The sequence below is a fragment of the Streptomyces sp. NPDC101237 genome, assembly GCF_044767465.1.
GTDB lineage: Bacteria > Actinomycetota > Actinomycetes > Streptomycetales > Streptomycetaceae > Streptomyces > Streptomyces gramineus.
In genome coordinates this window covers 7,619-19,467 of sequence record NZ_JBIWNY010000017.1, presented here as the reverse complement: position 1 = coordinate 19,467, position 11,849 = coordinate 7,619, and the positions used below count along the sequence as shown (strand labels likewise).

12 protein-coding genes are annotated in these 11,849 nt (G+C 71.9%); 1 reads left to right on the top strand and 11 read right to left on the bottom strand.

The window, feature by feature from the left end; genetic code table 11:
• Window positions 1–115: 115 nt before the first annotated feature.
• The 7 genes from ACIRQ9_RS25050 to ACIRQ9_RS25020 all read right to left on the bottom strand — a co-directional run bounded on the left by ACIRQ9_RS25050 (window position 116) and on the right by ACIRQ9_RS25020 (window position 5,166).
• Entirely contained in the window at window positions 116–1,435 is a 1,320-nt protein-coding gene (locus tag ACIRQ9_RS25050; RefSeq protein ID WP_404177549.1) for a cation:proton antiporter, read from the bottom strand.
• 79 nt (window positions 1,436–1,514) lie between these two features.
• A complete protein-coding gene (locus ACIRQ9_RS25045) occupies window positions 1,515–2,108 on the bottom strand; it encodes an NADPH-dependent FMN reductase (RefSeq protein ID WP_404177546.1) in 594 nt (197 codons plus the stop codon).
• Entirely contained in the window at window positions 2,105–2,509 is a 405-nt protein-coding gene (locus ACIRQ9_RS25040) for a nitroreductase family deazaflavin-dependent oxidoreductase (RefSeq protein WP_404177543.1), read from the bottom strand. Before ACIRQ9_RS25040 ends, ACIRQ9_RS25045 begins: the two co-directional genes overlap by 4 nt.
• Window positions 2,510–2,666: 157 nt before the next feature.
• Window positions 2,667–3,653, bottom strand: coding sequence for an ester cyclase (locus tag ACIRQ9_RS25035; RefSeq protein WP_404177540.1), 987 nt, complete (start codon window positions 3,651–3,653; stop codon window positions 2,667–2,669).
• Entirely contained in the window at window positions 3,650–4,021 is a 372-nt protein-coding gene (locus tag ACIRQ9_RS25030; RefSeq protein WP_351328170.1) for a dehydrogenase, read from the bottom strand. Before ACIRQ9_RS25030 ends, ACIRQ9_RS25035 begins: the two co-directional genes overlap by 4 nt.
• A 306-nt stretch (window positions 4,022–4,327) precedes the next feature.
• On the bottom strand, window positions 4,328–4,537 hold the full coding sequence (locus tag ACIRQ9_RS25025; RefSeq protein WP_404177537.1) for a hypothetical protein: 210 nt from the start codon (window positions 4,535–4,537) through the stop codon (window positions 4,328–4,330).
• Window positions 4,537–5,166, bottom strand: coding sequence for an OvmZ protein (locus ACIRQ9_RS25020; protein ID WP_404177534.1), 630 nt, complete (start codon window positions 5,164–5,166; stop codon window positions 4,537–4,539). The genes ACIRQ9_RS25025 and ACIRQ9_RS25020 overlap by 1 nt, the downstream gene beginning before the upstream one ends.
• Before the next feature lie 399 nt (window positions 5,167–5,565).
• Between ACIRQ9_RS25020 and ACIRQ9_RS25015 the strand changes: the two genes are divergently transcribed.
• Entirely contained in the window at window positions 5,566–6,147 is a 582-nt protein-coding gene (locus ACIRQ9_RS25015) for a TetR family transcriptional regulator (RefSeq protein WP_404177531.1), read from the top strand.
• An 89-nt stretch (window positions 6,148–6,236) separates the two neighbouring features.
• Here ACIRQ9_RS25015 and ACIRQ9_RS25010 read toward each other — a convergent pair whose 3' ends face one another.
• The 4 genes from ACIRQ9_RS25010 to ACIRQ9_RS24995 all read right to left on the bottom strand — a co-directional run bounded on the left by ACIRQ9_RS25010 (window position 6,237) and on the right by ACIRQ9_RS24995 (window position 11,305).
• A complete protein-coding gene (locus ACIRQ9_RS25010; protein ID WP_351935344.1) occupies window positions 6,237–6,869 on the bottom strand; it encodes a ScbR family autoregulator-binding transcription factor in 633 nt (210 codons plus the stop codon).
• Between the two features lie 1,160 nt (window positions 6,870–8,029).
• Window positions 8,030–8,689, bottom strand: coding sequence for a hemerythrin domain-containing protein (locus tag ACIRQ9_RS25005; protein WP_404177527.1), 660 nt, complete (start codon window positions 8,687–8,689; stop codon window positions 8,030–8,032).
• A gap of 433 nt (window positions 8,690–9,122) precedes the next feature.
• Window positions 9,123–9,929 (bottom strand): SAM-dependent methyltransferase, encoded by an 807-nt coding sequence (locus ACIRQ9_RS25000; protein WP_404177524.1) that lies wholly within the window; start codon window positions 9,927–9,929, stop codon window positions 9,123–9,125.
• Window positions 9,930–10,117: 188 nt separating this feature from the next.
• Window positions 10,118–11,305, bottom strand: a complete 1,188-nt coding sequence (locus tag ACIRQ9_RS24995) for an acyltransferase family protein (protein ID WP_404177521.1) — start codon at window positions 11,303–11,305, stop codon at window positions 10,118–10,120.
• Window positions 11,306–11,849 lie beyond the last annotated feature (544 nt).

The following is an 11,849-nucleotide window of genomic DNA, read 5'->3' as shown; positions in this document are numbered from 1 at the left end:
TCGTATCGTCAACGTGCTTATCTATCAACCAGGCAACCAGCAGTTTTCCAACCATCAGGGCCTGAACTATGCGCCGGGGAGGCGCCTCGGACCGCGCCCGCGCCGAGCCCGCAGGTCAACGGCCTGCGGTCGCTCCGAGGGCCGGTTCGTCCTGACCGATTCCGTTCGCTTCCTGGTTCTGGTCTCCCTCCCGCTCCTCGTCGATCCCCTTGCGGAACCGGCTCAGCGCGGGCGTGGTCATGGCCGTGGTGAGCAGCGCCATCAGCACCAGGACGGTGAACAGGCCGGGGCCGATCACCCCGAGGCCGAGGCCGATGTTCAGCACGATCAGCTCGGTCAGGCCCCGGCAGTTCATGAGCGCGCCGAGCGACAGGGAGTCCCGCCAGCCGCGGCCGGACAGCCGGGCGGCGAGCGCGCCGCCGCCGAACTTGCCGACCACCGCGACCACGAGCACCGCGGCCGTCCACAGCCACTGGGCCGCGCCGCCGCCGAGCAGTCCGACGTCGGTCTTCAGCCCGGTGCTGACGAAGAACAGCGGCAGCAGCACGGGCACGGCGAAGGCCCGCATCCGGGCCGCGGTCGCCTCGACCCGCCGGCTGCCGCGCGGGGTCACCACTCCGAACAGGAAGGCCCCGAACAGCGCGTGCACGCCGATCCGGTCGGTGGCGTAGGCGGCCACGCTCAGCCCGCTGAACAGCACGACCAGCACGACGCCGTCGGAGTGGCGGCGCTCGGCCCGCGCGGCCCACCGGGCCAGCAGCGGCCGTACGACGAGGAGCATGACGGCCACGAAGGCGACGGCGTATCCGGCCGTGGTGAGCGCGTCCATGGGCGAGTTGCTCTTGGTCACCGCCACCACGACGGCCAGCAGGCACCAGGCGCTGACGTCGTCCACCGCGGCGGCGGCCATGGCGAGCGCGCCGACCTTCGTGCGGTACAGACCGCGGTCGGTGAGGATGCGGGCCAGCACCGGGAACGCGGTGATGCTCATGGACACGGCGATGAACAGCACGAACGGCAGCTTCTTCGTGCCCTCCGGCGCGAAGTCGCCGTACATGCCGAGCGCCAGCAGCGTGCCCAGCAGCAGCGGCAGCGCGATCCCGGCCTGGGAGACGGCGACGGCGGTTCTGCTGTTGCCGCGCAGCGACTTGAGGTCGAGTTCGAGCCCGACGAGGAACATGAACACCAGCAGCCCGATGTTGCCGAGCACGCCGATGTAGGGCAGCGCCGCCGCCGGGAACAGCCAGGTCTGCGCCGCGGGCCAGAGCCAGCCGAGCAGCGAGGGGCCGAGCAGGATGCCGACGAGTATCTCGCCGACCACGGGCGGCTGTCCGAGCCGTCGGAGGAGCTGGGCGCCGGCCCGGCAGGCGAGGATCACGACCGGTACGGCGACGAGGAGCGGGGTGAGGGGATCGGGGGCGGCGGCAGCAGCCATCGCGTTCTCCTGGTGAAGAGGGGGTGAGGGGAACGCCCCTTTTTTCCGGGGCGCGGGGAACCGCGGGTTCCCCGCGCCCTCACGGGGCGCTGTACGGCCGGACGGCCTTGGCGTCGCGCAGCGCCGTCGCCCACCAGAGGAGTTGGTCCAGCATCAGCTTGGCGGCGGCCTCGGCGCCGGCCGGCTCCGCCGGGAAGGCGCCGTCCGCGTCGTAGTGGTCGAGCACGCGCGGGAACGTGACGGTGTCCTTCATCCCCACGCAGTGGAACTCGGCGAAGATCTGCCGCAGGTGCTCGATCGCCCGCACCCCGCCGGCCATGCCGAGCCCGTAGCCCACGAAGCCGACCGGCTTGGCCTCCCACTCGCTCTGGAAGCTGTCGATGAGGGTCTTCAGCGGACCGGGAACGCTGCGGTTGTACTCCGGTACGACGACGACGTACGCCTCGGCGCCGGCGAGCCGGGGGCGCAGCGCCGCGGCCCTCGGGTCGTCGGCGTCCAGGCTTGCCGGCAGCGGGTGCTCGGCCACGTCGACGACGTCGAGGACGAGGTCGTCGCGGCGGGCGACGACCCGCGCGAACCAGCCCGCGACGTCCGGGGCGAGCCGGCCGTCCCGGGCGGAGCCGACCAGCAGCGCGACCCGTGCCGGCCGGGTCACCAGGCCGGCGGCGGTCACGGCCGGGCCGCCGGCACCGACGCCTGGACCGGCGTCAGCGCGATGAACTCGGTGGCCTCGACCCGGGAGAGGATCCGCCGGGTCAGGGCGGGCATCTTCGTCGTACCGTCGTCGCTGAAGACCACCGGGTTGCCGAGCTGGATCCGGCGGCCGCGGGTGGTGATCTCGCAACCGCCCGCCGCCAGCACGTTCTTGACCCAGTCGGAGCCGGGTCCGTACGGCAGCGTGATGATGATGTCCGAGCCGCGCCGGAACAGCTTCACCGGCGTGGCGAACTCCCGCCCGGACTTGCGGCCGCGGTGGTGGACCTTCCCGAACCCGGGCAGCCGGCTGAACAGCGGCCCGACGAGATGGTTGGCGAACCGCCGGTTGAAACGGGCGACTTTTCTGTCGATCGGCATGGTCTTGGTCCCTTGCTCCGTCGGTTCCTTCGATTTCGTGCGACACGGATCCGGGCGCTCGCGGATCCGCGCGGTTTCCGTCGGCGGTAGGCCCCGCGGCACGGGCGCGCCCGGCCCCCGCACCGTCGGCGGGGGCCGGGCGCGCCGGGCGGCCTGCTCAGGCCCCGGGCTTGCCCGCGGGGGTCAGCGGGCCGACCGGCTTGCCGCCGGACTGGAGGAACTTCTGGAGCGAGAAGTTGTCGACGATGCCCCAGCGCTCGGCGATCTTGTCGCCCTCGAAGCGGAACCAGATGATCGCCTGGTGCTGCACCTGGAGCCCGGTCGGCTGGATGCCGATGAACGGACCGGTGTGCTTGCCGTGCATGACCCAGCGGATGGCGGCCTTGTCGCCGTCCGCGATGAAGTCGAGGATCTCGTACTTGATCTCGCTGAACGCGGACTGCTGGATCCGGATGGTGTGCTTGAAGGCCTCCGGGCCCCGCATGGAGTCGTCGTGGCTGCCGTTGTTGCGGAAGTCCGCCGTCAGGTAGCGGTCGGCGGCCGAGAGGTCGCCCAGGTCCAGGCCCTCGTGGAAGACCTTCTCGATCAGTTCCCTCTGCTGCGCGGGGGTGAGCGTGGTGGGCATGGGTGCGTTCTCCTCTGCTGAAGTGGTGGTGTTGCCCCGGGTGTCGAGCGTCTGCCGGTCCACCTGGGTGACGCCCTTGGGCACGGCTCCGGTGGTCCAGACGATCCGCAGCCCCAGCCGGTCGAAGCGCCAGCCGTCGGGGGTGCGCCGGGCGGTGCCGGTGAACCGGCCGCCGAGCTGGAAGTACTGCGTGGGGTCCGGCGGGAGCGGCGAGCCGTGGTGCACGTGGGAGGCGATCAGGCTCCAGCTGAGCCGGGCCGTGTCACCGTCCACCTCCACCTGGCTCTCCGAGCCGTGGTGGTGGGTGCGTCCCCAGCGCGCCATGATCTCCGCGGTGAACCCGGCCACGCCGGCCAGGCCGCCGTGGCTGCCCACCGGGAACGTCATCTCGATGTCCTCGGTGAACAGGGACCGGGCCCAGGCCTCGTCGAAGCCACCCTCGTCGAGGCTGGCCAGATAGTGCCCGACCAGGTTCCTGAGGCTCACCAGGTCGGCCAGCCGGGCGACCTCGGACGTCATGACACCCGGCGTGCTTCGGTCTGGGCGCCCGTCGCGTAGATCACGACGTCGTCCGGGCCGTGCACGACGGCCTTGCCCTCGCCGGTGAGCGCGCCGTCGTCGTGCCGCGCGTCGATGTCGATCTGTATGTAGGCGGCCCGGTGGCCGTTGGGGCTGATCTGGGTGACGTCGAGGTTGAAGTCCTCGCGCAGGGAGAACTGGAGCGAGTCCTCGCCGGTGACGGTCCAGGAGCCGTAGCCGGTGCTCTTCTTGGTGGTGACCGAGAGGGAACCGTCCGGCACGAAGGTGACGGTGTACTCGTCCACCTCACCGTCGTGCGTGACCGTCCCCGTCCATTGACCGACGGGTGTCCAGGTGGAAACAGGCATGGACCACACTTCCTCAAGTCGGGGCGAGAAGGAAACAGAAAATCCGCGCCCCGGACGGGACGCGGATTCGCGAGGGTTGTGAAGGGTCCTGCGGGCTCGGAGACCGGAGCCCGGGACGGGCGCCGCCCGGATTCGGGCATGGGGCGCCGGGAAAAGTGTGACACCCATGCTCGGATGGAGTCAACTTCTTCTAGAATATGGTTAGTTGATTATCAATGCACCAAAGAAGCCCCTGCGGCGGGGGGATGGGCCGCAGGGGCTTCTTCGCACGGATCCCCGCACGGATCCGCGTCTCTCGGTGATGGTCTACTCGTCCGCGTCCCGTCGGGCGATCGCGAACAGTTCGTCGAGGTCGTACTCGGCGCGCTGCGGGCCGCCATGGCGGGTGATCTTGCCGCGGCTGGCCCATTTGCGGATGGTCGCCGGGGTCACCCCCATCGCCAGGGCGGCCAGTTCGGTCGGCACCCGGCGCGTGCGGGCCCTGCCGCCCGCCGTCCTCTCGAACCCGGCCGCCATCAGGCCGCCTCCCGCATCCGGCCGGCCACCAGCAGCCACTGGCGCGGCGGCAGCGAGTGGCCGCCGTCGCAGGACACCTGGGACGGCACCCGGTCACCGTCGTCGGCCGGCAGCACGCCGTACAGGGTGCCGGCGCACTCCGGCCTGGTGCACGGCCCGAGTTCGAGCCTGCGGGCCGGTCCGGGGCCGAGCAGGCCGCCGAACTCCCCGAGCAGTTCGATGAGTTCCTCGTCGAAGTCGGCTCCCGCCGGGTGCCCGGCGAGCCAGGGCAGCTGGCGGCGCAGGAACCGCACCAGCGCGGCCACCCCGCGTTCGCCGGAGCCGGGCCGGGCGCCGGCCCGCTCGTCCACGACCATCCGCGCCCACAGCGTCATCACCTCGGCCGTACGGGTCCGCAGCGCCAGGGCCCGCTCGTCGAGGACGATGCCGACGGAGGCGCGGCTGCCGCTCACCCGCTCGCGCAGCACCGGCGCGCCGGGCACCAGCGCCTGGTCGCTCTCCCGGTACAGGTCGAGCAGGGTGCGCAGTGCGCTGTCGATCCGGTCCACGCAGCGGGCGCAGATCCGGCCGCAGAGCCGTCGGCAGTCGCGGCTGCGATGTCCGGTCGTCAGCCGCTCGGTCTCTTCCATTCGAATCTCCCCCGTTTCCTTGGTCCAACCGGAACTGCATCCAGTCTCACGGGGGGTGCGGACGGCTTCAACGGACGGCGGTTCAGGGTTCCCACAATCCTCCGCAGCTGTGTCAGCGCAGTGTCAAACCCGCGTCAAGTGACCGGAATGGATCACTCATACCAAACAGACCTATCTGATTGAAGATCGTCGACGCCTCGGCCCGATGGGCCACTTTCCGGACAAAGACCGCCATAATCCGCGCATTTGGATTCCCTGGAGATCGCACACGGGTAGCACTGTACGAGGGGTCCCTCCATAAACAGGCATGCCTGTATGATTCGCTGCACCGTCGACGGCAGCGCCTGCGGGGAGATGTGCGGAGCCAGCGCACCAGGGAGAGAAGGCAGGTGCCACCGGATGCAGGCGCGATCCGAACAGACACGTCAGGTTCTCGTCCAGGCCACCGCCGAACTCATCGCGGACGGCGGCCTGTCGGACGCGGGGCTGATCAACATCTGCCGACGCGCCGGGGTCAGCCGGGGCGCGCTGTACCACCACTTCTCCTCGACCGCCGCCCTGACCGCCGCCGTCTACGAGGAGGCCCGGCAGCGGGTCGAGGCGTTGACGGAGGAGGCGTTCAAGGGGCCGGTGGCGGACACGCCCCGGCGCTTCCTGGCGGCGCTCGGCGAGGCGATGCGCACGGAGAAGGTGGTCCGGGCGGGGATGCAGCTGGCCGCCGACGGCTCGGCGGGCCCGCCCCGGCTGCGCGACGACCTGCTGGCCACCGTGCACGAGCGGGTCACGCAGGCGCAGAAGGCGGCGGAGGAACCGGCGGAGGATCTGGCCGATCTGGCCGTGGTGGTGGCGGCGGGCATCGAGACGCTCGGCCACACCGATCCGAGCTGGTGGGACGGGGAGATAGCCGATCGGCTGTGGCGGCTGCTGCGGCCGCTCTTCGACCGCGACCGGCCCAACCGGGGCGGCGAGCGCCGGATCTGAGGATCCGTGCCCGGGCGGTCGTCCACCCGGCACGGGGCCGCGCACGCGCGGGCCGGCAGATCGCCGGCCGAAGCGCGGGGCGGGGCAGGTCAGTTCAGGGGGTCGGGGATCTCGGAGACGTCCGGAGGCGTGACGCGCAGCCGGCCGATCAGGCCGGGCGTGGCGAGGCCCGGGAGCAGGAACTTCCAGAAGACGCCGGTGCGTTCGGGCAGATCGGCGCGGTTGCTGTAGGCCTGGGACATGATCTGCAGGCCGGTGAAGGAGCCGACGATCAGGGAGGTGACCTCCCGCACGTCGACACCGGGGAGTATCTCGTCGCGCTTCTCGGCCTCCTGGAGCAGCATCAGGATGGTGTCCGTGGACTGTTCGTAGGTGGTCCTCGGCGGACAGTCGAACGACGTCTGCTCTATGGTCAGCCGCACGCTCGCGCGCAGCACCGCGTCGTGCTGGAGGCGGCGGGCGAATTCGAGGGTCAGGTCGATGACCGACTGCAGCCGCACCGGCCGGTCGGGGACCTCCAGGGCCTCGCCGTGCGCCTGCACCAGGGCGAGCGCGATGGCCTCCTTGGAGGGGAAGTGATGATAGAGGGAACCCCGGGTGAGGCCGGTACGGGCCAGGATCTCGTTGGTGCTGGCGGCGTCGTAGCCGCGCTCGTCGAAGACCTGGGCCGCCGCCTCCAGGATCGAACGCCGTGACCGCTTCCCGCGTTCTTGCTGAGCCATGCCAGTTCCTTACGCTCTCCCACTGAATTCAACAGACTTGTCTGTATCGTATGCCCCGGACCCGGCATACGGTCAGTGGCACGTGGGGAGTTGTCGTGAAAGCGGTTCCGGGAACCCTCACCGGAACCGGGCGTGACCTGGCGACATGCGGATCCGGCCGGGAAGAGTCACCGGGGCGCTCCGGGCGCGATCACGGTACGGGGAGAGGCGGGGCGGACCCCGCACGGGAGACGGCGGGTCGACGCGCCCACCGGAAAGCCCACCGGAAAGCCCACCGGGAGCCCCTCCGGGGGACGGTGGAGTGGCGCGGCGGGGGGACGTGCGGGGTGGCGATCGGCCGAGGGGGATGACCGGACCCGGCGGTGAGGCTCGCGCGCCGACGGGGGCGGGGGCCGGGGGGCCTTGCCGGTCGGCGGAACCCCGGCGAAGCCGCGGGGGCCGGAGGCACACGGGATCGTCATGGATGCGCGTCACCTCGGGCGCGGGGCCGAAGCGGGGCCGGGGACCCGACCACGCCGGCCGGCAGTTCGGCCCGGCGGCCACCGGGCGGGCGGCTCGCGGGAGCGACGCCTGCGGGGTGCTCACGGGCCCGGCGACCTCGGGCGGGCGGCTGGGAGAGCGGCGGCGGCCGGGCGGGCGGCGCCACACGGACCGGCGGCTTCCCGCGCACCGCCGGCGGGACCGGCGTCCGGGCGGTCGTCACGGACCCGGCGGTCCGCCGACAGGGCGGCTCACGGGTTGGCCTTCCGGGCGGGCATCTGGTGGGACCGACGCCTGCCGGGCAGACGGCTCCCGGACCCGGCTTCCAGGCGGGCGCCTCACGGGACCGGCGGTCCGTCGACCGGCGGCTCACGGAGTTGACGCCATCCGCGCGGGCATCTCCCGGGAGTGGCGCCTTCCGAGGGGGCCTCGCGGGGTCCGCGCCGACGGCGGGCGACCGACGGCGGGCGGCCTCGGCGATGAGGTGGAGTGAAGCGGTTGCTCCGGGTGAGAGCGGCCGTCCGGGCGTGGGACCGTCGGCAGGGCGCCCACCGGCGTGGCCGGCGCCCGCCGGGCACGCCCGCCCTGGGGCGGGGGCCCGGGGCGGACGCCCCGGCCGGTACCGCCCCGAACCCGCGGGGCTCGGCTCCGGCCGTGGGCGGGACGTCGCCGGGAGGGTGTCAGCGGGCGCTGGTGTGGGCGCGGGTCCCCCAGATGTCCAGGTCCTCGTAGGCCGCGCGCCACTCGGTCTCGTAGGCGTTGCGCAGGTGCTCCGGCATCTTGCCGAGGATGCCGGCGACCTTGGCGGCGGCCATGTCGTCGAGCAGCCAGGGCAGGTAGCGGCGGGCGTCGTCGCCGACGCGGCCGCTCTGCTCCTTGGAGAACGTCACCCACTCCTCCGTGGTCATGGTGATGTCCATGAGCTTCAGCGCCTCGCCCTCCTCGTGGTCGAGGTGGCCGCCGAGCTGGGTGTACAGGGTGTCGGTCAGACCGCCGAGGCGCTCCAGCCCGGAGTCCCGGTCGGCGAGGGCCGCGTCGATGTCGGCGAGCAGCGGGTCGATGACCGCGTGCTCGGCCTCCATCGCGTCCAGCAGGGCCAGTTCGTCCGGCTGCCCGGCCAGCGCCCGCTGCATCACGGGCCAGACGGTGACGTCCTCGGAGGTGTGGTGGATGGTCAGGAACTTCTTGAACAGCTCCCAGCCCACCGCGGTGCTCAGCACATGACGGGGGTCCTCGTCGACCCGGGCGGTGATCCGGGCGATCCGCTCCAGCTCACGCCGCAGGGCGTCGTGGATTGCGAACATCATCGTCATGTCGTGGTTCTTGAACTCCTGGCTCATCGCTGTCTCCCTCACTGCTGCGTTGCCGTACCCCGAGGGTATCGTCAACCTGCTTATCCATCAACTTGCTAACTAGCAGTTAGCCAACTATCAGAGCCGCCCACTAGTACCTGAAACGGCAGGTCAGATGCGGTGCGAGGGCCCTCGGCCCGGTCGGGGAAGAAGCCCGGCCCGGCCCTTCTTGGCTGATTCCGGACGGGTTGTGGTCCGGATCCGGACCCCGGCAGGTCCGGCCGCGCGGGCGAAACGAAAAAACCGCGCCCGGGTCGGGGACACCGATCGGACACGGAACAGGATTCAGGGCATGGAGCCGCCGAAAAAAGTGTGACACTTCGCCCGGAGAGCCGTCAACTCGGCTTCTTCAGCAGCGACTTGCGGTCGAACCACCCGTACGGCCGGCCCGCGGGGGCCGGGCCGGCCGCGGCACGGTGGATCAGTTCTTCACGGCGACGGCGGCGAAGCCGGCCGTGTCCTCGCGGTTGGTCTGGTAGTCCGCGTCGGCGGCCCGCTCGTTCTCGGTCTCCCACTCGTTGACGGAGACCACACCCGGGTCGAGCACCGTCCAGCCGTCGGTCTCCACGAACCGCGCGATCTCCGCACGGGACCGCGAGGCGAGGTCGACCCGCAGGTTCGTGTACAGCTCGTCGACGGCGGCCCGCACCGGCGCGGAGACGTAGTCGGGGCTGGAGTGGGTGAGGATGACGAGGCTGCCGGGGGCCAGCGCCTCCTTGTAGCGCTCGACCGTGGCGTACGGGTCGTCGGCGTCCACGATGAAGTGCAGCAGTGCGCCGAAGAGCACCGCCACCGGCTGGGAGAAGTCCAGCAGTTCCTTGGTCGCGGGCGCCGACAGCACGGCCTCGGGCTCGCGGAAGTCCGCGTCGACGTAGGCGGTGCGGCCGTCCGAGGCCTCACCCAGGAGCCGGCGCGCGATGACGCCGACGACCTGGTCGTTGTCGACGTAGACGACCTGGGCCTCGGGCGCCACCTCGTGCGTGGCCTCGGCGGCCGGGATGCCGCTGCCGATGTCGAGGAACTGGGTGATGCCGCGCCGGGTGGCCTCGCGCACCGCGCGGTTGAGGAAGCGCCGGTTGGCACGCGCCCCCAGCGGGCCGCCGGGCAGCAGCTTGACGATGCCGTCCGCCGCGGCGCGGTCCACCGGGAGGTTCTCGGAACCTCCCAGGAAGTAGTCCATGATGCGCGCGGCGTGCGGGATCTGGTCGGGGGTGGGGGTCTCGGGCATGGCCACACATCCTTGGTGAGGGGCTGGATTTGCTGCGGAGGAGCCCGTGCGGGACCGGCCGGCACGTGGACGGGCACACAGAAAAGGCGATGTCCGAACCGGTGCTTACCGGTGGACATCGCCTTTGTCGTGCCGTTTCAAGGCATAAGGGCTCTGCGGAAAAGCGTGACATGTGCACGCTTCCGTTGTCAACGGATGCTGACCGGCCGTTCAGTTGCGGGCGCCTGTGCGGCCTTCCGGCGGGGACGGCTCAGGTGCTTCATCGCCGGCCGCTCCACGAGGGTGTACAGCAGGTACGCGAGAACGGTGGTGAGCGCCCAGGCGAGCAGGCTCAGCCCGACCGCCTCGCCGACGCCGTACGGGGCGTGCCCGGCGAGGTACTTGTTGCCCCCTATCAGCACGGTGGCCTGCAACAGGTAGAAGGCGAACGACACCTCGCCGAGCCACGTCATCACCCGTCCCCGGAACGGCGAGCGCAGCCCGCCCGTGTCGGCGACCGCGGCGGCCGGGATGAGCAGGCCGAGCGGGATCACCCAGACCGCGGACAGGGCGTACAGGTAGGGCACGTAGAGCGCGACGGCGTACGCGGCGACGCACAGCACCACCGCCTGCCACAGCCGGACGCCCACCCACCGGCCGGTCAGCACGACCCGGGCGAGCAGCATGCCGAGCACGAACTCCAGCATCCGCACCGGCGGCAGCTGGTACACGAACCAGTTCTGCACGGTGCTGACCTGCCAGCCGGGAATGGTCACCCGGCCGGGCAGCACGGCGTACGCGAACGCGGGTACGGCGACGACGGCCACGGCGAAGCCGATCGCCCAGGCCCACAGCCGGCGCGGGGATATCGCGTTCACCGCACGCAGCAGCAGCGGGAAGCACAGGTAGAACAGCAGCTCGCAACCGAGCGACCAGCTCGGGGCGTTGACGCTGAAGGAGACCGACGGGTCCCAGGACCAGGTCTGCACGAGCAGCAGGTTGGGCAGCCACTGGCGCACCGAGGTGACGGTGGCGCCCGCGAAGACCAGCAGCGCGACCACGAAGGTGACCAGGTGGTTGGGGAACAGCTTGACCAGGCGGCGGCGCATGAACCGGCCCGGGGTGTCCGTGGTGCGGGCGGACCAGGTGAGGATGAACCCGCTGAGGAGGAAGAAGAACGACACCCCGAGGCCGCCGGCGATGCCGAACAGCCGGGCCGCGTCGTGCGCGGTGCTGCCGCTGAACGGGCTGAGCTGGGGGCTCGTGACGTGGTATAGGAACACGGCCGTCGCCGCGTAGAACCTCAGGCCGGTGAGCGAGGGCAGTCCGGCGAGCGACACCGCCCGCCCGGACCGGCCGGGCGCCTCCGCTCGGGAACGCTGGGTGGGGATGGTCATGGATCTCTCCTTCGTACGGCACGAACGGCACGGAAGCGCTGGCGCCGTACGACGAACACCGCGCGGCGGGCCCGAGGGCCCGCCGCGCGGTGTCGGCGGCGCACGGTGAAGCGCGGTGGAAGGCGCGGTGGGAAGAGCGCGACGAGAGAGGAGCGACGGCGGCGGGCCCGGCTGCCTGAGAGGCCACGGGCGTGCTGGAGACGCACATCGACCGCCGCGAAGAGCGTGACAGGACCGCTTCACGGAAGTCAACCCGTTCCCGGCACGGCCCCGCGGTGGGTCTTCCGGCCCGGGAGAGGGGCGGTGCGCGGGCGTCCGACGGGAGGGCGTGCCGGAGTTCCGCGCCCCGTTCCGGCACACCGGTGACGGCGGGGCGCGGGCGGCGGCACCGGGCCGCGCGTGCGGGGCGCCCGGTCGCCCGCCGGCCGGGGTCAGCCGCCGCCGGACGCCCGGGCCCCCCCCGCGCGGCGCGCCGGCGGCCGCGGGCCCCGGGGGGGGGCCCGGGCGCCCCCCCCCCCCCCCCCCCCCCCACCACCCCCCCCCG

Excerpts from the sequence above, each read along its gene's own strand:
- ACIRQ9_RS25050 (WP_404177549.1), bottom strand. The coding sequence starts at position 1,435 with ATGGCTGCTGCCGCCGCCCCCGATCCCCTCACCCCGCTCCTCGTCGCC.
- ACIRQ9_RS25040 (WP_404177543.1), bottom strand. The coding sequence starts at position 2,509 with ATGCCGATCGACAGAAAAGTCGCCCGTTTCAACCGGCGGTTCGCCAAC.
- ACIRQ9_RS25035 (WP_404177540.1), bottom strand. The coding sequence starts at position 3,653 with ATGACGTCCGAGGTCGCCCGGCTGGCCGACCTGGTGAGCCTCAGGAAC.
- ACIRQ9_RS25030 (WP_351328170.1), bottom strand. The coding sequence starts at position 4,021 with ATGCCTGTTTCCACCTGGACACCCGTCGGTCAATGGACGGGGACGGTC.
- ACIRQ9_RS25025 (WP_404177537.1), bottom strand. The coding sequence starts at position 4,537 with ATGGCGGCCGGGTTCGAGAGGACGGCGGGCGGCAGGGCCCGCACGCGC.
- ACIRQ9_RS25020 (WP_404177534.1), bottom strand. The coding sequence starts at position 5,166 with ATGGAAGAGACCGAGCGGCTGACGACCGGACATCGCAGCCGCGACTGC.
- ACIRQ9_RS25015 (WP_404177531.1), top strand. The coding sequence starts at position 5,566 with ATGCAGGCGCGATCCGAACAGACACGTCAGGTTCTCGTCCAGGCCACC.
- ACIRQ9_RS25010 (WP_351935344.1), bottom strand. The coding sequence starts at position 6,869 with ATGGCTCAGCAAGAACGCGGGAAGCGGTCACGGCGTTCGATCCTGGAG.
- ACIRQ9_RS25005 (WP_404177527.1), bottom strand. The coding sequence starts at position 8,689 with ATGAGCCAGGAGTTCAAGAACCACGACATGACGATGATGTTCGCAATC.
- ACIRQ9_RS25000 (WP_404177524.1), bottom strand. The coding sequence starts at position 9,929 with ATGCCCGAGACCCCCACCCCCGACCAGATCCCGCACGCCGCGCGCATC.
- ACIRQ9_RS24995 (WP_404177521.1), bottom strand. The coding sequence starts at position 11,305 with ATGACCATCCCCACCCAGCGTTCCCGAGCGGAGGCGCCCGGCCGGTCC.